Below are 20,891 nucleotides of genomic sequence, written 5' to 3'. Positions count from 1 at the left end.
ATCAACGCCCTCCCATTGTCGGTGTGTCCTGATGCTGTGTGGGCACCGTGGGGACGGTTGGCATTGCCTGCAATTGTTGTTCTTGCAGACGCTGCAAGCTGCTGTTGATCGACATTTCCGCCATCGCCGCCGCCGAGACGGGAACACGCAGCGCAGCCGGGTCGCCACTGCGGCCTTGCACCAGGAACAACGTCTCACCTTCAGCGCGGTTGCCGGTTGCATTGCTGGTCACGATCTGATCCACGCGGGTCACCCCATTCGCCTTGGCGTCGTACAGCAGACTGAGGCTGAAGGCCTCGGCCTGATCAGCATAACGGCCGCCCAGATCCTGCAGGCGGCTGCTGATCTGTTGCTGCAAGGCGTGATCAATATGCCGGCGCTGGCGTGGATCGTTCGCTGGATCCAACGGAGTGTCGAGGCTGTGCCGCAGGGCTTGGCCGGGGGCGACCGAGGTCAGTACATACTGCCAGCGGTCCTGCCCGGGTGTGCCGCGGACAACGCGTAAAAAGTCATCGTAGTCGACTGTGTGGATGGTCTGGCAGCCGGCTGAGTCGGTGTTCTCACGGCTGCCACGGTGCATCTTGAAGGTTCTATTGAGATCCTGCACGCCATGGGTGTCACGTGAGTCGAACCAGCCGTCGCCATTGCTGTCGCGTTCAATGCGTCTGCCGCCTGCGGCTATGGCAGCAGCTGTGGGGCGCAAGGAAAACTCATCAGCATGACCGCGGCGGGGGTGTGTGGTGGCTTGCATCTCGGTGCTGCCTTCGGTCAGCCGGCCGAGGTCGCGGACGCCGTCTCCGTTCACATCCGCACCCTCGGTCTTGGTACGCGTGGCTACGTTTTCAAAGGCAGGGCTACGCGGCGTGGTCTTGGCATGGCCGTCATACTGTGCGGTGGGCTCGGTGGTGGCCTCGTTGAACTCGCGGGCACGGCGGTTGCCGTCAACGTCGGTCCACAGCACCACGATGCGATCGTTATAGACGCCTTTGCCGCGGGCTTGAGTGGTCTGGTCTTCGTTGCGCAGCCCAAGTATCACCCTGTCTTGAGTCGCCAAGGCATCACGAGCCGCGTTGTTTCCGCGGGTGCCAATGATGCTGGCATAGACATCGTGTTGCTGTGCCTGCGACAAGTTGCTGGTTTCACCTGGAGCGGGAAAGCGGGGTGGACGCGTGGTACCTGCCATGCGGTCCAGCAGTGGCTGCAGGAGCACGGTATCTGCGGAGGGAATACCGCCTGGCTGGCGCAAAGCGGCAAGTTGCGTTTCCGCGCGAACCGCCACGTAGCGATCCATTGCTTCCTGGATTACCGGTGGCTGCTCTTGGCGCAATGCTTCCAGGTGGACAGCCGCTTCGCGCACGCGTCCCTGCCGCAGCAGCGTGACCACTTCATCGGCTGAAGTATTGATGTCGAACTGTGGCATCTCTCTGTCCTTGAGTCAGATGGGGCGATCCGGGTCCTGCTACCGGGTTTATGCCATGGCACAACTCGGGATTTCTGTAGGAAAAGTCCCTGTTCCACTGTCTTGGGCAGCGAATGGTCGTCTTGCCGCCCTGGTAGGGCGGTCACGAGGGTGGAATATCCGCGCATAAAAAACCCCGCCGAAGCGGGGTTTTGTTTTACTCAGCTGGTCAGCCGGTCGAATCAGGCTTCGACTTCATCCTTGTACGCATCCACCGGGATGCAGGCGCACATGATGTTCTTGTCGCCGTAGACGTTGTCCACGCGTGCCACCGGCGGCCAGTACTTCTGCAGCTTGAGCGAGGGCAGCGGGAAGGCGGCCAGTTCACGCGGGTAGGCGTGGGCCCACTCGCTGGCCGACACCTGGGTGGCGGTGTGCGGGGCGTGCTTGAGCGGGTTGTCCTCGCGGTCCAGTTTGCCGTCTTCGATGGCCTGGATTTCCTCGCGGATCTGGATCATCGCGTCGATGAAACGGTCCAGCTCGTGCTGCGATTCGCTTTCGGTCGGCTCCACCATCAGCGTGCCGGCGACCGGGAAGCTCAGGGTCGGGGCGTGGAAGCCGAAGTCGATCAGGCGCTTGGCCACGTCCTCGGCGCCGATGCCGGTGGCCTTCTCCAGCGGACGCACATCCAGGATGCACTCGTGCGCCACCAGGCCGTTGCGGCCGGTGTACAGCGTCTTGTAGTGCGGAGCCAGACGGGTGGCGATGTAGTTGGCGTTGAGCAGCGCCACCTGGGTCGCCTTGCGCAGGCCGGCGGTGCCCATCAGGGTGATGTACATCCAGCTGATCGGCAGGATCGAGGCGCTGCCGAAGCTGGCCGCGCTGACCATGCCGACCGGGCCGTTGTCACCGAGCTTGCCCGGCAGGAACGGGGCCAGATGCGACTTCACCGCACACGGACCCACGCCCGGGCCGCCGCCGCCGTGCGGAATGCAGAAGGTCTTGTGCAGGTTCAGGTGCGACACGTCCGAGCCCCACTTGCCGGGCTTGGCCACGCCGACCAGGGCGTTCATGTTGGCGCCGTCGGTGTACACCTGGCCGCCGTGCTTGTGGATGATCTCGCAGATCTCCACCACCTCTTCCTCGAACACGCCGTGCGTGGACGGGTAGGTGATCATCAGCGCGGCCAGACGGTCGCTGTACTTCTCGGCGTTGCGGCGGATGTCCTCGACATCGACGTTGCCGTTGGCATCGGTCTTGGTCACGACCACGGTCATGCCGCACATCTGCGCCGAGGCCGGGTTGGTACCGTGCGCCGAATCCGGGATCAGGCAGATGTCGCGATGGCCTTCGCCGCGCGAGCGGTGATAGGCGCGGATCGCCAGCAGGCCGGCGTACTCGCCCTGCGCGCCGGAGTTCGGCTGCAGGCTCACCGCGTCATAGCCGGTGCATTCGACCAGCATCGCTTCCAGCCCGTCGATCAGTTCCTTGTAGCCCTGCGCCTGGTCGGCCGGGGCCAGCGGATGGATGTTGGCGAACTCCGGCCAGGTGATCGGGATCATCTCGGCGGTGGCGTTGAGCTTCATCGTGCAGCTGCCCAGCGGGATCATCGTGCGATCCATCGCCAGATCCTTGTCGGCCAGCGAGCGCAGGTAGCGCAGCATCTCGTGCTCGCTGTGGTGCGTGTTGAACACCGGGTGGGTCATGAACGCGGACTGGCGCAGCAGTGCCTTCGGCAGCGCATCGGCGGTGCTGGCATCCAGTGCTTCCACATCCACGCTGGCGCCGAACAGCTGGCCCAGCGCCACGATGTCGGCGCGGGTGGCGGTCTCGTCCAGGCTGATGCCGACCGAGCCGGCATTGATCACGCGCACGTTGTAACCGGCAGCCACGGCCTTGGCCTGCAGCGCGGCGGCGTCCACGCCGGTGATGTGCAGGGTGTCGAAGAAATCATTGCCCACGGCCACGCCGGCGTCGCGCAGCGCGGCGGCGAGGATCGCGGCCAGGCGGTGGGTGCGGCGGGCGATGCGGGTCAGCCCTTCGGGACCGTGGTAGACGGCGTACATCGAGGCCATCACCGCCAGCAGCACCTGCGCGGTGCAGATGTTGGACGTAGCCTTCTCGCGGCGGATGTGCTGCTCGCGGGTCTGCAGGGTCAGGCGGTAGGCCGGATTGCCGGCCGCATCGACCGACACGCCGATCAGGCGGCCCGGCATCGAGCGCTTGTAGGCGTCACGGCAGGCCATGAACGCCGCGTGCGGGCCGCCGAAACCGAACGGCACGCCGAAACGCTGGCTGTTGCCGACCACGATATCCGCGCCCCATTCGCCCGGGGCGGCGATCAGGGTGAGCGCCAGCAGGTCGGTGGCCACCGCCACCAGGCCCTGGCGCGCATGCACGGCCTCGGCCAGCGCCTTGTGGTCGCCGATATGGCCGAAGGTGTCCGGGTACTGCAGCAGCACGCCGAACGCATCGGCGGTCATCGCTTCGGCCGGGGTGCCGACCTGCAGCGCGATGCCCATCGGCTCGGCGCGGGTGCGCAGCAGTTCCAGCGTCTGCGGGTGCACCGCGTCATGCACGAAGAACAGGTTGGACTTGGACTTGGCCGAACGCTTGGCCAGGGTCATCGCTTCGGCCGCGGCGGTGGCTTCGTCCAGCAGCGAGGCGTTGGCGATCTCCATGCCGGTCAGGTCGGCGCACAGGGTCTGGAAGTTGATCAGCGCTTCCATGCGGCCCTGCGAGATTTCCGCCTGGTACGGGGTGTAGGCGGTGTACCAGGCCGGGTTTTCCAGGATGTTGCGCAGGATCACGTTCGGCGTGTGGGTGCCGTAATAGCCCTGGCCGATGAAGCTGCGCAGCACGGTGTTCTTGCGGGCGATGGCGCGGATCTTGGCCAGCGCTTCCACTTCGGTCAGCGATTCGGGCAGTGCCAGCGGCGCCGGCGACTTGATCGAGCCCGGCACGATGGCGTCGGTCAGCGCTTCAAGCGAGTCGTGGCCGACCACGCGCAGCATCTGCGCGATTTCGGCATCGTTGGGGCCGATGTGGCGCTCGACGAAGGCGGAGGAATGTTCGAGGTCGCGCAACGAAGGGGTGTTCTGGGTCATGGCTGACGTCCGGAGAAGGCGTGCGGGCAAAGGCGGGGTGGGCAAGGCCCGCACCGGCAGACCACAGCGCCGCGCAAACGGCGCCACAGCCGGCAAGCCGGTGGCGTGTCTTGCGCCCCTCTGTCCTTTTGCCTGAGAGTTTGGAAGCGCCGCGACGAGGATCGTGTGCTTCTTGCCCCTTCGGCGCCGGTAACCCGGTCTCTCCAGAGTTTTGTTGCAGGTGGTATCGGGCCTGAGCGATTACGGGCTTTTGCGCCTTCGGCAGCGGGGTGAGCCGCTTCTCCCACCGTGTTACGTACAGCGCGCCGATTATAGCCCGGGGCAGACCCGCGCACCGGCTTGGATTACCATCGGCATCCCGGTGTTTGGGGCCGCGCCCCGTGCCCGGCGGTCTTGAAGGCTTGATCTCGCTGAACGATGCGGAACCAGGCCAATACCCTGAGTCCGTCATGGCCGTGTCGCATCGCCCGCGCCCGGTCCTGTTCATCCCCGTTTTTGTCCCGCACCGGTCGCCGGCCGGTGCGTTTTCCGGTTGTTGGAATCCATGCAAGCAAGCAAGCAGGTCTCGCTGCGCCGTATCGCCGTGCTGGTCGGCGGACTGTCGATGTTCGGTCCGTTCGCGATCGACGCGGTGTTCCCCGCCTTTCCCCACATCGGTGCCGAGCTCGGTGCCGACAAGCTGGCCATGCAGCAGGTCATCAGCGTCTATCTGCTGGCCTACGCGTTGATGAGCCTGTTGCACGGCGCGCTGTCCGATGCGCTGGGCCGCAAGCGGGTGATCCTGGGCGGGCTGGCGGTGTTCATCGGCGCCTCCATCGGCTGCGCGCTGGCCACCGACATGGCCACGCTGCTGCTGTTCCGTGGCCTGCAGGGGCTGTCGGCCGGCGTGGGCTACATCATCGGCCGCGCGGTGATCCGCGACCTGTACGACGGCGACGACGCGCAGCGGCTGATGAGCCAGGTGTCGATGATCTTCTCCATCGCCCCGGCCATCGCCCCGATCATCGGCGGCTGGCTGCTGGGCTGGAGCAGCTGGCAGGGCATCTTCTGGTTTCTGGTGGCGTTCTCCAGCGCGCTGCTGCTGATCACGATGATCTGGCTGCCGGAAACCCATCCGCCGCACGCACGCCTGTCGCTGCACCCGGCACGGCTGCTGCGCGATTACCTGGGCATCGCCCGCAATCCGCGTTTCCTGCGGCTGGCCGCGGCCGGCTCGCTGGGCTTCGGCGGCCTGTTCCTGTACATCGCCTCGGCGCCGGCCTTCGTGCTGGACCTGCTGCACCTGAACGAGCGCCAGTTCGCGTGGCTGTTCATTCCCACCATCGGCGGCATGGCGCTGGGCGCCTACGCCTCCGGGCGGGCGGCCGGGCGCATGGACGGTGTCCGTGCGGTGCGTATCGGCTATGGCTGCATTGCCGTGGCCACCCTGTACAACATCGGCTACAACGCGCTGGCCCCGCAGATGAGCGTGCCGTGGGCGGTGCTGTCGCTGCCGCTGACCTCCTTCGGCGTGGCGCTGATCTTCCCGATCCTGAGCCTGGCGATCCTGGACATGTACCCGCGCCAGCGTGGCACCGCCTCCTCGATGCAGGCCTTCAGCACGCTGCTGACCAACTCCGTCATCGCCGGCGTGCTGTCGCCGCTGCTCAGCCGCAGCGGGCTGTGGCTGGCCATCGGCGCCGGGCTGTTCGCCGTCGCCAGCGGTATCGCATGGAAATGGGAACGCCGCAGCCTGCGCGCGCAGCGTGCGGCCACACATTCCTGAGGCTCCACCGCCTTGTCATCCCGATAAGGGACAATAGCCGCGCCGCCATCACCGGCGGCCGTTCAAGAGCACACACCGATGTCGATCCAATCCAAGGGCCGCCGCGAGGCGAAGAAGAAGCTGGCCGAGCGCGAGCGCAACCAGGCCGCGGCCAATCCCGAACCCAAGGCGAAAGTCGAGCCGCATGCCGAATTGCGCGACCAGCACCGCACGCTGCTGGCCGGCATCGTCCGCCGCGACGGCGAATGGGTGCTGGGCATGGACGGCAAGATCGCCGGCGAGACCCCCAGCGCCGCGCGCGTGCTGGCGCTGATCATGCGTGCGGCCGAATGGCACGAGAACAACAACACCCCCGTGCGCCTGATGTATTCGGATGCACTGAAGGACGCCGCCCACGCCGAGGCCGCGGAGCAGGGCATCGACTTCGACACCTACAAGCGCAACCTCGCCGCCGAGCTGGGCGCAGGCGCCAAGGGCACCGCCGGCACGCATTGAGCGGCCATCGGCCCAGAGCGTGAATCACAAGGGCGCCGCAGGGCGCCCTTGTCGTATGGGGGGGGCGGGGCGGGCTGTGAATCATGCAGACGGCGCCGGAAGCCGGGGCAGCATCACTGCGCTGCCCGTGATTTCTCCCGAACAGCAAAAAGCCTTAACGGAATAGTTCGGAAACTATCCGGAACAGCAAAAAGCCTTAACGGAATAGTTCGGAAGCTATCCGGAACAGCAAAAAGCCTTAACGGAATAGCTCGGAACCTATCCGGAATAGCAAAAATCCTTAATTGTTCAGCTCCGAGCGTCTCCGGAGTAGCAAAAAGCCTTAACGGACCAGCAAAAAGCCTCACCGGAATAGTTCGGCGTCTGATCGGCGCCGGAGCTGGTGGACAACCCCGCCCAGACACCCCGCCAGCCGAGTAGCCCGGGTAAGGCCATCGGCCGCACCCGGGGACACACCGCAAGGCAGGCATCGAACAAGTCCCGGGTGCGCGTCGCCTACCCGGGCTACTCGCTGCAACTGCGCCAGGCGTCGGGTTACCGGTGGCTACGGGTCAGGGAGTGACCCACCGGAATGTCCGGCGAGGGGACGGAGCAGAAAACCCGAGGGCCGTAGGCCGGGTCGGCTCCAGCAACCCGGCATCGCAATGCACGTCAAGGGCGCTGGGTTGGTAGGGCTAACCCAGCCTACGGGCCTCGGCCGCCCGAGCAAAAAGCTCGGGACTTCGAGCAGATTGCGCCATCGTCCGGGCAAAAAGCCCTGCGTTCCGAGCCCAGGTACTCGGCGCCCCGAGCAAACAGCTCCGTGCGCCGAGCAGAAAGCTCGGGACTTCCGAGCAGATTGTTCCATTGATCGAGCAAAAAGCCCTGCGTTCCGGGCTCAGGTGCTCGGCGGTCCGAGCAAATTGCTCCGCGCGCCGAGCAAAAGGCCCGGGAATCCGAGCAGATTGCTCCGTCACCCAAGCAAGAACCCTGGAACTTGGGCAGTCACCTTGGCTCGGCCGGTTCCCCGATCAGCATGCTGGCAAACACTGCGCTGGCATGGGCTTCGAGGCAGGGGTAGGGTTCTCGATATCAGATAGCACTCCCACGCCGGAGTGCTTTTATTTAATTCGCTCTGCCCCTGCTATGCGACCCCGATATTCTTGGGTTGATAAGGCCAAGCCAGGCTACGGTCCTACTTGAGGGGCGTCAATGCAGAATTATTAGGTGCTCGATCTTCGGGTTCGGTAATTCATGATAAACCCGTAATTATCCATAAGGCCTTCGCAACGCTTGCGTAGCCATTTTTCAGTTCTGGAGGGGGAGTCGTGATAAAGAAGGTTGGTCATTAAAATCACATCGAAGGCCGACGATTCAATCCAGTCGGGGCGCTTTTGGTAGCCAGAGACGGATCTTGCGCCAGTGAGTCGACGAAAAAAATCAAGTTCGCATTGGGTAACTGAAAGTGTCTCGCAGCTACCAAATATCAGGTGTTTGCCGTCGCATGAGTCCTTTAGAAGCTCACCAAGCTGTTTGAGACTGACGATCTCCTTGCCGAGGCATAGTGCACCCTTCTGTCCGTGGAATGACAGGTAACCGATGCTGTGGTTCTTGCATTCTTCCCATCGCTTAACAAAGTAGTGGAAGCTTTCTACTGTCGCGACTCGTCTGTGAATAGGTGGTAGCAGTTCGTCGCTGTTGGACAAGAACTCAATCAGAGGCTGAATTGTGCTTCGGTCTGTTAGCTCTCTCTCCCACTCACCTTCAATACAAAAAATCCCTTGCTTACGAATAATGGTCATGGAGTACCTGACGCCCATTGGGCCGCTTAGTCACGGCATAGTCTCGATCATGACCGACTTCCAAATCGTAGGCAATGCATGGAAATTGCGTGTTCTTTAAATTTTAGGGTGAAATAGGTCGGGCAGGGAGGCCTTGGGTTACGTCTTATTCCGGGAAATGACGGTGTAACGATTACGCCGTTCAATTCGCCGGCCTAACTAGGGTGCGGTGCAGTCAAGGCGCTAGGGCCGTAGGCTGGGTTGGCTCCATCAACCCAGCAGCGCAAAGCACGTCAAAGGCGCTGGGTTGGTAGGGCTAACCCAGCCTACGGTCCTCCCGCACCAGAGTGTTTTTATTTAATTCATTCTGCCCCCTGTTTTGTTGGTCCTGTTAGGGCTACAGGTCGTAACGCAACGACTCTAACGACACGACGCGACTCATGAGCATCTGTTGATCAGAGGCGATGAGGTGCCGCATCTGCGTGTAGATGAAATCAACCATGTCCGGGATATCTGAGTCTGCTTTGACGAACACATACCGGATGTCCCGAGGGCTGAACTCAAGAATGGCGTTAGCTTTAGTCAGTTGGTTGGCTCGTTCAACTTCTAAAGGATCATCAAAGGCTGCTTGGTGTAGATAGTCAGGGAACTCCGATGCCCGCGGCACGTAGCGCCACTCTGATTCTTGATAGAAGACCTTATCCACGGGTTCGCCATTGAGGCGCATCTTGCCGGAGGTTGGCTTCGCGTGCGCTAGTAGATAACGGGTTGTCGCATAGGCTGCGTCTTGCATTCCTTGATCCGGCAGCAGGCCCGCGTGCGTACTGACTTCCTTGAACGCCTTAGCGATTTGGCTTGACCGCGCCGTATAGAAGACGGGATTCAGTCCCTGCGTTTCCGCCCACTCGCGCGTTAAGCCCAGCCCAAATTCTCCGTAGAACTCTACGTGATCAGCTATACGAGACAGCGGAATCTCGCAAAAACAGACCATTGGATAAGCAATGTACTCATACGTGCTGTACCCGAGCCAGCCCACGTCTTCCAAGCAGTATCGCGGCCAGAATCCGCCTCGTAATACGCTCTTGAGCGTTTCGGGACTCTTAGTAAAGTGAAAAAGCGTATTGGACTTGGGTCGCATGGGTGTTTCCAGTAGCGGGTTCAGGTTAAGTCCCGTGGGCTGTAAAGGTGAACCTGACCCCATTCTTTAAAAAAGCTCGAGACTCCGAGCAATTTGCTCTGTCACCCAAGCAAAAACCCTGGAACTTGGGAAGTCACCTTGGCTGGGCCGGTTCCCCGATCAGCATGCTGGCAAACACCGCGCCGGGCTGGGCTTCGAGGCAGATACAGGGTTTTCAATATCAGATGGCACCCCGGTGACAGAGTGCATTTATTTCATTAACTCTGACCCTTGTTTTGCTCTTACCGCAATAGCTGAACGCGCTCTAGTACGAATTTGGCAGCTTGCTCTGGCGGGAACTTAGCAACATCAATGTAGCCGTCATGAGCAAAGACTCCTGGAACCTCTGCGTTGTCAGCGCGAAAGAACATTACGGTTTCATCGCTGCGACTGTTGATGAAACTGCGCACTGCGCGCCACTCAATTCCACACCACATCTTTTTGTCATAGTCACTCGACAGAAAGACCACCACCAAATCAGAGCTCTTCAGGTAGACGGTTTGCAGCAGGGTATCTAAGTTTGGTCGGGCCAGCTGGGCTTGAAAGTCGTTGTCGTAAAAAACGCTACCCGGACCAAGTGCTTTCTTCACGTGGTTTGAGATGCCCTCAACATAGTCTCGTAGTTCACCGGGAAACGAGAAAGCGACCCTGAAACGTAGTTCTTCCAGTCGCCCCAAAGATCCATCGGTGTTTTCAATGCTTTTACTGACAAGGCCAGCTGCATTGAGAGTTGCGAGAAGGTCGACTGGCTTTACCGCCCAATGTGTTCGGTATTGTTCTCCGTGGTACTCATCAATCTGTAGGGTCGATGCTAGTTCTCTAAGCTTGTCTGGTATTACGGGCTCGATTGCGGGATCGAACTCGTATTCAATAGATACGGAGTTTCCGCGCTCAACAATGTTTCGGATGTAGCCGACTTTTGCTTCTCGGTCGTATCTCTCATACATGAAAAGAGAAGGGTAAGACTTGAGGTTGGAGACAATCTGGGTGGTTAACTCTTTGTGTTGGTTCTTGATCGAATCAATGGTGTACTCGAGAAACCGATTCCTCGGAAACTCGTAAGCAGGCAGGTCCCACGCTGTATCGTTTCCGCTTACCACCAAGTTGTACACGATGCCTCCTAAGAGAGAGCTAACACCTGAGTTGAGCCGATCCGCGAAATGGTTTCGGCTTGAATGAATTGTTAGACGATGCGCGGAAAGTTGTTTTTCTTCCTGTAGCGCTTAAGGCCTTCCATAACAAGCGCGAAGCGGCTGCTGGCCTTGTAGCTAGTTAGCATTGTTAAAATGCCAGAAAGTGCAATTATGGATCTTTCTGCTGAAGGATGAGCCGCACGTGCGCACTTGCCACCAAGCGGAGCAATCGTGCAAAGAATCTCTTTTATCTCCGCCATGAGTGGCAGGGAAAAGTAGAACAGCATGATGACGAACGAGAATATTACCAATCCCATCAGCCTAATCATGGAGAGAATAAGATAGGTGTCGTTGGTCGCAAGCACCTCAAACAATTCCTCTCTGCGCTGTGCTTTCGCCTTCTGGCGCTCGCGAAGCTTTGCCGAGTGCGTGGCAAACGTTCTCGCAACCCAGTCTTTGAGAAAGCCCGCAACGATACTCACGATGATTCCCGCCACAAAGACGGTGAACCACCACGCGGGATCTTTAAGGCTTGAAATGATCGATTGCATTGTCGTTTCGTCTAACACTTATTGGACCGCCCAAATGCGGCATGGCGTCGATCATGGCCGAGTTCAATGTTGCTGGCAATCCAAGGAGCTTTCCTTGTATTCCATTGGCTTGATGGGTCTGTGGATAGCGGGCAGGGTGCTTTGCGCCGTTTTTATGCCGCAAAAATGACGGTGTAACGATTACACCCTCCAGTTCGCCGGCGTAACGAGGTTGCGTAGAAGTCAGTGGACTCGAAATAGCAGGATGAACTCGCAAAAAACAAAGGGCGCCATAAAGGCGCCCTTCGTCTTCAAACCACCCGCAGATTTTATTTAGCAGTGGTAGCCGGTGCTGCCGGTGCGCTGGCCGCCGGCGCCTGCGCGGTCCAGCCGCACATCTGGCCTTCGTTCTGCTGCTTGAGCCATTCCTGCAGCGGGGCGAAGTATTCCAGCATCGGGCCGGCGTCGAGTTTCTCCTCGCCAGTGAGTTCCTTCAGCGTGGCCTGCCACGGCTGGCTGGCGCCCTTGCTCAGCATCGCCCAGAACTTCTGGCCGGCTTCCTTGTTGCCGTAGAAACTGCACTCGTTGAGCGGGCCGGTATAACCGGAGGCATCGCACAGGCCCTTGTAGAACTGGTACTGCAGGATGCGCGCCAGGAAGTAACGCAGGTACGGGGTATTGCCCGGCACGTGGTACTTGGCGCCGGCGTCGAAGAATTCCTCGCCGCGGGCGGTGGCCGGGGCCACGCCCTGGTACTGGGCCTTCAGTTCCCACCACTTCTGGTTGTACTGGTCCGGCTTGATCGAGCCGTCGAACACGCCCCAGCGCCAGCGGTCGATCATCAGCCCGAACGGCAGGAACGACACGCCGCTCATGGCCATGCGCATCTGCGCGTTGATGGTGGCCTCGCGGCTTTCCTGCTGGGCGCCGACCAGGCCGATGGAGTTGAGGTACTTGGGCGTCATCGCCAGCACGATGGTGTCCCCGATGGCTTCGTGGAAGCCGTCGTTGGCGCCGTTCTGGAACAGCGGCGGCAGCGGGTTGTAGGCCAGGTCGTAATAGATGTGGCCCAGCTCGTGGTAGATGGTGGTGAAGTTCTCTTCGGTCGGGGTGATGCACATCTTGGTGCGCACGTCCGGGCCGATATCCTTGCCGTTGCCGCCCATGTTCATGTCCCAGGCGCTGGCGTGGCAGACCACGTTGCGGTCCAGCGGCTTGATGAACTGGGTGTTGGCCCAGTAGCTCTCCGGCAGCTTGGGCATGCCCAGGGACACGTAGAAGTCCTGCGCGCGCTCGGTCATCTGCCGCGCGGTGGCCAGTTCGGCCTCACGCTGGGCCTTGAAACGGCTTGCCGGATCGCTGCCACCGGCCTTGGCCAGCGCCGCGCTCAGGTTGCCCTGGTACTGCTTTTCCAGCGCGGCGGTGATGTCCAGGCTGCCGGCATTCGGGTAGGGCGCGGTCATGTCCCACAGGTTGCTCCAGTCCTGCTGCCACATGTTGCCGGTCAGGTGCGCGGCGATCATGCCGCCGCCCACTTCGGCCTTGTCCTTGCCGTATTCCTTGTCCAGCTTGGCGCGGGTGTAGCAGTGCACCTGCTCGTACAGCGGCTTGACCTGCTCCCACAGGCGGTCGGTTTCCGGGCCGACCTGCTCGGCCGGCATGTCATAGCCGCTGCGCCACATCTGGCCGGCGTCGCTGTAGCCCAGCTCGCGGGCGCCTTCGTTGACCAGTTCGACGAAGCGCTGGTAGCTGGCGCGCGAGGGCACGGCGGTGGAGTGCCAGCCCTGCCAGGCGTCGAGCTGCTGGTTGTAGTCGCGCGAGGTGGCCAGCACCTTTTCCAGGTCGCCGAGCTGGCGGCAGTTCCTGGCATCGCCTTCGCCCACGCAGTAGGTGCCGGCGCCGTAGTCGCCTTCCAGCTTGGTGGCGATGCCGGCCAGCTCGGCCAGCTTGGCCGGATCGCGCGGGGCGGGCATGGCGGTCATCAGCTTGAGCAGGCTGATGGCGCGCTTGGTGTCAGCGCTCATCGGCTGGCCTTCGTACTTGTTGGCCTGCTCGATCCAGCCGTTGAGCGTGGTCAGCCAGCGCTCGTTGGCCTTGGCGGCCACACGCGCCGAATCGTCATTGATATAGGTGGAGGACAGCCACTGCGCCGAGGTCATCTCCGGGTACATGGCCTTGTATTCGGCATTCACGCGGGCGATGAACTGGTCGGCGCTTTCGGCCGGGGCGGCGGCGCTGGCGGCCGGCGCGGCGGCGTCGGGCGCGGCGTCCTTCTTGCAGGCGGCCAGCGAGAGCACGGCCACGCCAACCGCGGCGGCCAATACCAGATGACGATTCTTCACGGTGATCCCCGGAGTGATTTCAAGTCCGGCGAAGGTAGAGCGGCCGCGTCAGCGCCGCAAGTGGACAAAGGTCAGCGCCTGATCGCCATCAGCAGCACGCCGCCGCCGATCATCACCACGCCCAGCCATTCCCGCCACGCCAGCCGCTCGTGCAGGAAGGCCGCCGCGAACAGCGCCACCAGCACCACGCTGAGCTTGTCCACCGGCGCCACCTGCGCGGCCGGACCGCGTTGCAGGGCGCGGAAATAGCACAGCCACGAGGCGCCGGTGGCCAGCGCCGACAACGCCAGCCAGCCGGCGGTGGTGGCGGGTAGTTGCAGCGGGTTGTGCCATTTGCCGGTGGCGGTCACGAACATCGCCAGCACCACGACGATGATCGCGGTGCGCAGCAGCAGCGCCAGATCCGGATCGATGCCCTGCAGGCCGAGCTTGGCGAAGATCGCGGTCAGCGCGGCGAACACCGCCGACAGCAGCGCCCAGGGCAGCCAGTGCGGGAAGGTGGCCATCGGGTGTCCTTTCTGTGACGACGGGGGTGTTTGGGTGGGAGCCGGGTGGTGGGGTTTGGGGGGTAAAGGGAGGATGGTCGCGACTTACGTCGCTCGTACAACCATTGTAGGAGCGACGTAAGTCGCGACTCCGTTGCATCGCGGTAGTGTCGCGCCGCGGGTCGCAGCTTACGCAGCTCCTACATGGCGTGGCTGGGGGCTCTGGCAGCCGGCAAACACGTCACGCGAACGGTCGTACACCGCCGTTTTGACCTGCATCAGGCCCAGCACCGAGGGGAACAGGTTGTCGTGGTCGGCGCGCTGTGCGGCCCGCTCGCGCAGGCAGGCCAGGTCGATGCCGCGATCGGCGGCGAAGCCGGGCGAGAACCACATCAGCATCGGCACCCGGGTCTGCTCTTCCGGGGCGATGGCGTAGGGCATGCCGTGCAGGTACAGGCCTTTCTCGCCGAGCGATTCGCCGTGGTCGGACAGGTAGATCATCGCCGTGTCGTAGTCCTCGATGCCGCGCAGCGTGGCGATGGTGCGGCTGAGGAAGTGGTCGGTGTAGCGGATCGAGTTGTCGTAGCTGTTGACGATCTGCTCGCGGCTGCACTGGCCCAGGTCGGCGGTATCGCAGGTGGGCACGAACTGGCGGAACTGCGCCGGGTAGCGCTGGAAGTAGCTGGGGCCGTGGTTGCCCAGCTGGTGCAGCACCACCACCCGGTCACCGGGTTTGGCGCGCACCTGCGCGGCCAGATCGTCAATCAGGATCTCGTCCATGCAGCGGCCATCGGCGCACAGGCCGGGCGTGGTGGCATCGTCCAGGTGCTGGGTCTGCAGTCCCTCGCACACCCCCTTGCAGCCGGACTGGTTGTCGCGCCACAGCGTGGCGATGCCGGCGTGCTCGAGCACGTGCAGCAGCGACTGGTTGCCGCGGATCTGCTTCTCGTCGTAGTTGCGGCGGCCGAACGGGGAGAACATGCACGGCAGCGAGACTTCGGTGCTGGTGCCGCAGGCATGCATGTCCGGGAAGTTGATCGCGCCGGTCTGCGCCAGCTCCGGTGTGGTCTGGCGGGCGTAGCCGTTCAGGCCCCAGTTCTGCGCGCGCACGGTTTCGCCCACTACCAGCACCAGCAGGCGCGGCTTGCTGCTGGCCGCGCGCGGCGTGGCCTTGGCATCGGTGCCCAGCGGCAGTTTGGGCTGCCGCTTGATCGGGCTGGCGGTGGCCAGGTTCTGCTTGAGCGCGATCAGGTAATTGACCGGCGTGGCCAGATAACGCACTTCGCGATGGTTGCGCATCAGTGCCGAGAGGTCCTGGAACGAGGCCATCGCGCCGCCACCGCCAATGAGCATCACGCCGGCCAGCAGCAGCACCCGCCACAGCAGCGTCTTGCCCCAGCTGCGCTTGCGCAGCCGCACCCGCCACAGCAGCAGGGTCGGCAGCAGCGCGTAGCCGAGCAGCGGCAGGATCAGCGCCGGGGTCATCAGCTCGCGCGATTCCTTGTGGTCGGTGGCCAGCACGTTGCGCAGCATGTCCGCGTCCAGATAGACGTTGTAGCTGTTCATGTAATGCGTGGCGAAGGCGGTGGTGACGAACAACACGGCCAGCAGCACCTTGGCGTTCCAGCGCCAGACCAGCAGGCCCAGCAGCAGCGCGTGCACGCTGAGCAGCAAGGCGAACAGCGAGACCGCGAGCAGCACATTGCCGGGGTTGGTGGCCATCGCGCTGCGCCAGAAAAGCCCGTTGCAGACCAGCGCAAAGAACGCGCTGCTGAGCAGGATCAGGGTTTCGGTGCTGATTTGCGGACGCCAGCTGCGCAGCTGGCGCCAGGACAGGCGCGATGTGCGGGCAACAGGAACGGCAGTGCTCATGCGGCTTCCTCCAGGACGCTGACCGGTGCGGGTGAGGCGGATGGAGCGACGGCAGGGGCGAACAGCAGCAGGTACAGCGTCGAGGCAACGGCCCAGCTGATCGCCAGTGACCACAGGTCATGGGACAGGAAGTGCGCACCGCGCAGCTGCTGGGCCAGGCCGAATATAGCCCCGACCGCCAGCGCCGTCAGCAGGGCCGGCCAGCGCCACTGCGGACGCACTTCGCGCATGAAAAAGAACAGCGCCACCCAGGCGTAGCCGGAGCCGGCATGGCCGGCCGGGAAGCAGGCTGGATTGCCGAGCGCGGCCGGCCGCGCCTCGAACAGGCCGACGAACGGGCGCAGCCCGCCATAGCGCTCCAGATCCCAGGGGCAATCCATGTGGGTGCCGGATTTGAGCAGGGCGATCAGGCCGGTGGACAGGCCCACGGACAGCAGCAGGTACAGCAGCGGCCGGCCCAGCGGGCGCCAGCGGGCGTCCAGGCGGCTGCGGACCAGCGCCAGCATGACCAGCAGCGCCACGGCCCAGGTGAGATCCCGGCCGCCCTTGTGGATCAGCTGGCTGGTCCACCAGGCGTCTTTCAGCGCCCATTGGTCGCCCTGCCAGCGGTAGAGCTGGTCGGCCACCCACAGGTCACCGTTGCCGGCCATCAGCAGCACACTGGCGGCGACGGCCAGGACCAGCGGGACCCAGACGGTGCGGCTGGCGGATCCCCGCGAGGGGGCCGTGGCCGGGAAAGACAGCAGGTGGGAGGGGGCGGGGGCGGGCATGCAGCAGGGGCCATCGGATGGGATGGCGCGATGCTGTTCCGCCGGATGTCGGAATGCGGTCGGAAGGATGTGGAAATTCTGTCGGGTGTTAAGACAGTTGCCGGTCCTTGCCGCCGCCGGGTGGGCGGGCGCGGCTCAGTTGCCGTCGTCGTCCGGCGCGGTATCGCCCCCGTCAACGTTGCCATGGGTTCTTTCGACGCAGGCCACATCCAGTGCCGTGCCCGGCAGCAGCTGCCAGTTGTTGCGGTTGGCACTGCCGATGGCGATGACCCGGGCATGATCGGCGCAGGGGCTCATCGCCTTGTCCAGCACGAACAGCCAGCGCCGCTGCGGATCCTGTGCGACCCAGCGGGCCGCATCCTGCCACTGCTCGGCCACCGGGCGCTTGAAACCGAAATCGGCGGCCTGCGGATCGGTCTGCAGCAGGTTCTGCTCGCGCCAGGCCACCATGCCCAGCTCGGCCTCCGGGCCGATGCGCGCGCGCACCTTGTCCATCACCTTCGAGGCGGAGCTGTAGGGACCCAGCGCCGGCATCGCGCCCAGCCCGTACATCGACCACAGCAGCACGGTGGTCAGCACCACCGCCAGACCCGCCCGGCGCAGGCGCAGGGTGATGGCCAGCAGCAGGCAGGCCGCGCCGACGCCGATCAGCCACCCGCCGACCGTTGGCAGCACCGACAGGTCGATCGCCCGCCTGGCCGCGTTGCGCTGGGCCCAGCCATCGCCATGCACCGCGCCATAGCCGATCACCAGCATCGCCACGGCCAGCAGGACCACATAGCCCAGCAGCAGCCAGCGCACGCCGGTGCGGCGCAGCAGCCCGGCCAGCAGCGGTGCGGCGGCCACGGCCAGTGCGGGCAGCATCGGCAGGATGTACACCTCGCGTTTGCCCGGGCTGGCGCTGAAGAACAGCAGCACCAGCAGCGCCCAGCCCAGCAACAGCACATAGCGCGGATCGGCGCGGCGGCAGCGGCGCCACCAGGCCGGGACCAGCCATGGCAGCAGCAGGCTGCCTGGCAGCCACATCGTGGCGATCACCTGCAGGTAGTACCAGGCCGGCTGGGTGTGGTGCCAGGCCGAGGTGTAGCGGGTGCCGGTCTGCTTGAACAGCAGCTCGTGCGCGTAGGCCTTCAGCGCGGGATCGGGATTGTTCAACAACGCGATGCCCAGCGGGGCCAGCCACACCGCCGTGCCGAGCAGGAACATCGGCAGCAGCAGCCACCAGTTCCAGCTGCGGCCCGGGCCCGCAGCCTGCGGATGGCGCCAGCGCCAGAGCGCCCACGGCAGCAGGATCAGCAAAGGCAGGAAGCCCACGCCCTTGGTCACCGTGCCGACGCCGGCGGCAAAGCAGGCCAGGGCGAAGGCACCCCAGTTCGGGCCCAGCAGCAGGTGCCGCATCAGCCCCCACAGCGCCAGCGTGGTCATGCCCACCAGCACCATGTCGATCTGTGCGCGCTTGGCCATCAATCCGAACTGGATGCAGACAAACAGCGCCAGCACCGCATAGCGCGCGACCTGCCGGTTCCACAGCCGCCGCGACAGGTCCCAGGTCAGCCACAGGGTCAGCAGCGCGGCCAGCAGCGAGGGCACCAGGAAGGACAGGTTCCAGTCGCCGAGCACCTTGTAGGTCGCCGCCTGCAGCCACATGAAGGTGGCCGGCTTCTCCGCGTACAGCTCGCTGCCGCGATGGGGCAGCAGCCATTGCCCGGTCTCGACCATATGCCGCGCCGCCAGCACGAAGCGCGGCTCGTCGGGCGGGCTGGGCGAGCGCATGCCCAGCCCGGCCACCAGGCTGGCCACCACCAGCGCCATCAGCATCACAAACCACAGGGAATTCGGGGAGGAGCGGGAAGGTGTCGGGCGCACGGGCGACTCGTTCTCGGAAGGACAGGCGCGATGATCGCGGGGACGACGTGGGAAGCGTGTCGCAACCATTGTTACCTGTTTCGACGACATTCTGACCACCCCGCGTCTACGATATCGGCCGATACCCGCCGCTGGCGGGGCTTTGCAAAGGTTCCGTCCATGCGGCTGCTGGTCATCGAAGACAATCGCAACCTGATCGCCAACCTGTTCGAGTACTTCGAGGCGCGCGGGCATGTGCTGGACGTGGCCCCGGACGGAGTCACCGGCCTGCACCTGGCGATAACCCAGTCCTACGACGTGATCCTGCTGGACTGGATGCTGCCGCGCATGGAAGGGCCGGAGGTGCTGCGCAAGCTGCGCGAGGAGCACCGTTCCGAGGTGCCGGTGATCATGCTCACCGCGCGTGACGAGCTGCCGGACAAGATTGCCGGCTTCCGTGCCGGTGCCGACGACTATCTGACCAAACCCTTCGCGCTGCCCGAGCTGGAGGTGCGGCTGGATGCGGTGCTGGCGCGCACGCGGGGGCGCAATCCGCGCAAGGTGCTGGAAGTGCACGATCTGCGGCTGGACCTGGGTACGCTGGAGGCCCAGCGCGGCGGCCAGGTGCTGCACCTGTATCCGGCCTGCCGCAAATTGCTGGAAGTGCTGATGCGCGCCAGTCCCGCGGCGGTGACGCGCGACCAGCTCGAATACGCGCTGTGGGGCGAGGAACCGCCCGATGGCGACATGCTGCGCTCGCATATCTACGAGCTGAGGCGTGCGGTGGATGGTCCGTTCGAGCAGAAGCTGCTGCACACCCTGCCGCGGGTGGGTTATCGGCTGTCGGCACCGGCGACCGGCAGCATCCCGTCATGACCCGGCCCACGCTGCGGCGCAAATTGCTGGGTTGGCTGGCGGTGTATGTGGCGCTGGTGACGCTGGCGGTGTTCAGCGCGGCCAACTATGTGCATGAGCGCGCCGAACATGCGGTGTGGCGCGCGCTGCTGAACACCGAGCTGGACAGTGTCATCGGCCATATGCGCAGCGATCCAGACTATCGCTGGCAGGATTCGGACACCTTGCACCTGTTCCGCGAGCACGATGAAAAGGGCATTCCGGACGCGCTGGCGCATCTGAAGCCGGGCCTGCATGACGGCGCGCTGCTGGCCGGCCGGAACGCGGCGGCGATGGTGCGCGACACCGACGATTTCGGGCGCGTGATGCTGGTGCTGGACATCACCGATTTCGCGGCGCTGGAGCATTTCGTCACCCGCTGGGCGCTGCTGGCCGGCGTGGCGTTGTTGCTGGTCACTTTGCTGATGGCCTGGGTCGGGATGAACCGGCTGGTGCGGCCGTTGTCGGTCCTGGCCCAGGACATCGGCCACCTGCGCCCGGAGCGGCGTGGCCAGCAGGTGCAGGTCGACAAGCGGGGCAGCGCCGAGCTGGAAGTGATCGCCGGCGCGCTGAACGACTATCTGCAACGCAACGAGCATTTCGTCGAGCGCGAGCGGATGTTCATCAGCACCGCCAGCCATGAACTGCGCACGCCCATCGCCGTCATCACCGGTGCCGCCGAACTGGCCCTGGAACAGCCGCAGCTGCCGGCGCGGGCACGCCAGCAGCTGCAGCGCATCCGTGGCACCGCATCCGGCGTCGAGCAGCTGATCCAGCTGCTGCTGGTGCTGGCCCGCGATCCGGCCCGGCTGGCGGCGATGAGCGAACTGCTGGCGCTGGAGCAGCTGGTGCCGGAGATCATCGAGGACCATCGCCATCTGGCCAATGGCAAGGAGCTGCAGCTGCAACTGGTGCAGGCCGAGCCGTGCCAGATCCTGGCGCCGCTGGGCGTGGTGCAGGCGGCGATCGGCAACCTGCTGCGCAACGCGATCGAGAACAGCGACCGTGGCGTGATCCGCCTGGGTGTTTCTGCGCAGGCGCTGGTCACCATTGAAGATCCGGGTCACGGCATGAGTCCGGAAGAGGTCGCCCAGCTGTACGCGCGGATGGCCCGGGGCGAGCGCGATCCGAGCGCGGGCATCGGGCTGGATCTGATTGCGCGACTGTGCGGCCACCTGGGCTGGACGCTGGATATCCACTCGCAGCCGGAGCGCGGTACCCGCGTGGTGCTGGATATGCGCGCATCGCAGCCGGCGCGGGCGCCACACTGATCGCGAGGCGCCGATGGAGTCCATCGCCTCGCCAGGCGCCCGCGTC

Annotated in this window: 15 protein-coding genes and 1 riboswitch; of the genes, 4 read left to right on the top strand and 11 right to left on the bottom strand. The window is 64.0% G+C overall.

What is annotated here, in order from left to right; all coding sequences use genetic code 11:
• Position 1: 1 nt before the first annotated feature.
• Together ACVOMC_RS08860 and gcvP are read right to left on the bottom strand one after the other, a co-directional pair.
• Positions 2-1,420 carry an XVIPCD domain-containing protein gene (locus ACVOMC_RS08860; protein ID WP_481523647.1) on the bottom strand — a complete coding sequence of 473 codons (1,419 nt, stop codon included), beginning with the start codon at positions 1,418-1,420 and terminating at the stop codon, positions 2-4.
• A 221-nt stretch (positions 1,421-1,641) separates the two neighbouring features.
• Entirely contained in the window at positions 1,642-4,506 is a 2,865-nt protein-coding gene (gcvP, locus tag ACVOMC_RS08855) for an aminomethyl-transferring glycine dehydrogenase (protein WP_481523646.1), read from the bottom strand.
• A gap of 110 nt (positions 4,507-4,616) precedes the next feature.
• Positions 4,617-4,723: riboswitch (glycine riboswitch) on the bottom strand.
• Between the two features lie 327 nt (positions 4,724-5,050).
• On the opposite strand from gcvP, the gene ACVOMC_RS08850 reads away from it, so the two are divergent.
• A complete protein-coding gene (locus tag ACVOMC_RS08850; RefSeq protein ID WP_054657898.1) occupies positions 5,051-6,271 on the top strand; it encodes a multidrug effflux MFS transporter in 1,221 nt (406 codons plus the stop codon).
• Between the two features lie 78 nt (positions 6,272-6,349).
• Positions 6,350-6,766 carry a hypothetical protein gene (locus tag ACVOMC_RS08845; protein WP_054657894.1) on the top strand — a complete coding sequence of 139 codons (417 nt, stop codon included), beginning with the start codon at positions 6,350-6,352 and terminating at the stop codon, positions 6,764-6,766.
• A gap of 1,202 nt (positions 6,767-7,968) precedes the next feature.
• On the opposite strand, the gene ACVOMC_RS08840 is transcribed toward ACVOMC_RS08845, so the two are convergent.
• From ACVOMC_RS08840 to ACVOMC_RS08800, 9 genes are all read right to left on the bottom strand, one after another.
• Positions 7,969-8,547 carry a DUF6642 family protein gene (locus ACVOMC_RS08840; protein WP_481523645.1) on the bottom strand — a complete coding sequence of 193 codons (579 nt, stop codon included), beginning with the start codon at positions 8,545-8,547 and terminating at the stop codon, positions 7,969-7,971.
• A gap of 376 nt (positions 8,548-8,923) precedes the next feature.
• Positions 8,924-9,664 (bottom strand): abortive infection system antitoxin AbiGi family protein, encoded by a 741-nt coding sequence (locus tag ACVOMC_RS08835; protein ID WP_481523644.1) that lies wholly within the window; start codon positions 9,662-9,664, stop codon positions 8,924-8,926.
• 281 nt (positions 9,665-9,945) lie between these two features.
• Positions 9,946-10,815, bottom strand: coding sequence for a TIR domain-containing protein (locus ACVOMC_RS08830; RefSeq protein WP_481523643.1), 870 nt, complete (start codon positions 10,813-10,815; stop codon positions 9,946-9,948).
• 71 nt (positions 10,816-10,886) lie between these two features.
• A complete protein-coding gene (locus ACVOMC_RS08825; RefSeq protein WP_481523642.1) occupies positions 10,887-11,387 on the bottom strand; it encodes a hypothetical protein in 501 nt (166 codons plus the stop codon).
• Positions 11,388-11,695: 308 nt separating this feature from the next.
• Positions 11,696-13,708, bottom strand: a complete 2,013-nt coding sequence (locus ACVOMC_RS08820; protein ID WP_481523641.1) for a M2 family metallopeptidase — start codon at positions 13,706-13,708, stop codon at positions 11,696-11,698.
• A gap of 71 nt (positions 13,709-13,779) precedes the next feature.
• Complete coding sequence (locus tag ACVOMC_RS08815; protein ID WP_481523640.1) at positions 13,780-14,214, bottom strand: EamA family transporter; 435 nt, start codon at positions 14,212-14,214, stop codon at positions 13,780-13,782.
• 168 nt (positions 14,215-14,382) lie between these two features.
• Positions 14,383-16,065, bottom strand: a complete 1,683-nt coding sequence (locus ACVOMC_RS08810) for a phosphoethanolamine transferase (protein WP_481523639.1) — start codon at positions 16,063-16,065, stop codon at positions 14,383-14,385.
• Positions 16,062-16,835 carry a phosphatase PAP2 family protein gene (locus tag ACVOMC_RS08805; RefSeq protein ID WP_481523638.1) on the bottom strand — a complete coding sequence of 258 codons (774 nt, stop codon included), beginning with the start codon at positions 16,833-16,835 and terminating at the stop codon, positions 16,062-16,064. The genes ACVOMC_RS08810 and ACVOMC_RS08805 overlap by 4 nt, the downstream gene beginning before the upstream one ends.
• Before the next feature lie 135 nt (positions 16,836-16,970).
• Complete coding sequence (locus ACVOMC_RS08800) at positions 16,971-18,653, bottom strand: ArnT family glycosyltransferase (protein WP_481523761.1); 1,683 nt, start codon at positions 18,651-18,653, stop codon at positions 16,971-16,973.
• Between the two features lie 207 nt (positions 18,654-18,860).
• Here ACVOMC_RS08800 and ACVOMC_RS08795 point away from each other — a divergent pair, with 207 nt between their 5' ends.
• Entirely contained in the window at positions 18,861-19,556 is a 696-nt protein-coding gene (locus ACVOMC_RS08795) for a response regulator transcription factor (RefSeq protein WP_481523637.1), read from the top strand.
• Positions 19,553-20,845: a sensor histidine kinase gene (locus ACVOMC_RS08790; protein ID WP_481523636.1), complete on the top strand. Its 1,293-nt coding sequence runs from the start codon at positions 19,553-19,555 to the stop codon at positions 20,843-20,845. The genes ACVOMC_RS08795 and ACVOMC_RS08790 overlap by 4 nt, the downstream gene beginning before the upstream one ends.
• Positions 20,846-20,891: the final 46 nt, after the last annotated feature.

It is taken from the genome of Stenotrophomonas sp. STEN014, assembly GCF_056760315.1.
Note: the sequence above shows the minus strand (reverse complement) of the source record. Positions and strands in the feature narration are given on the sequence as shown.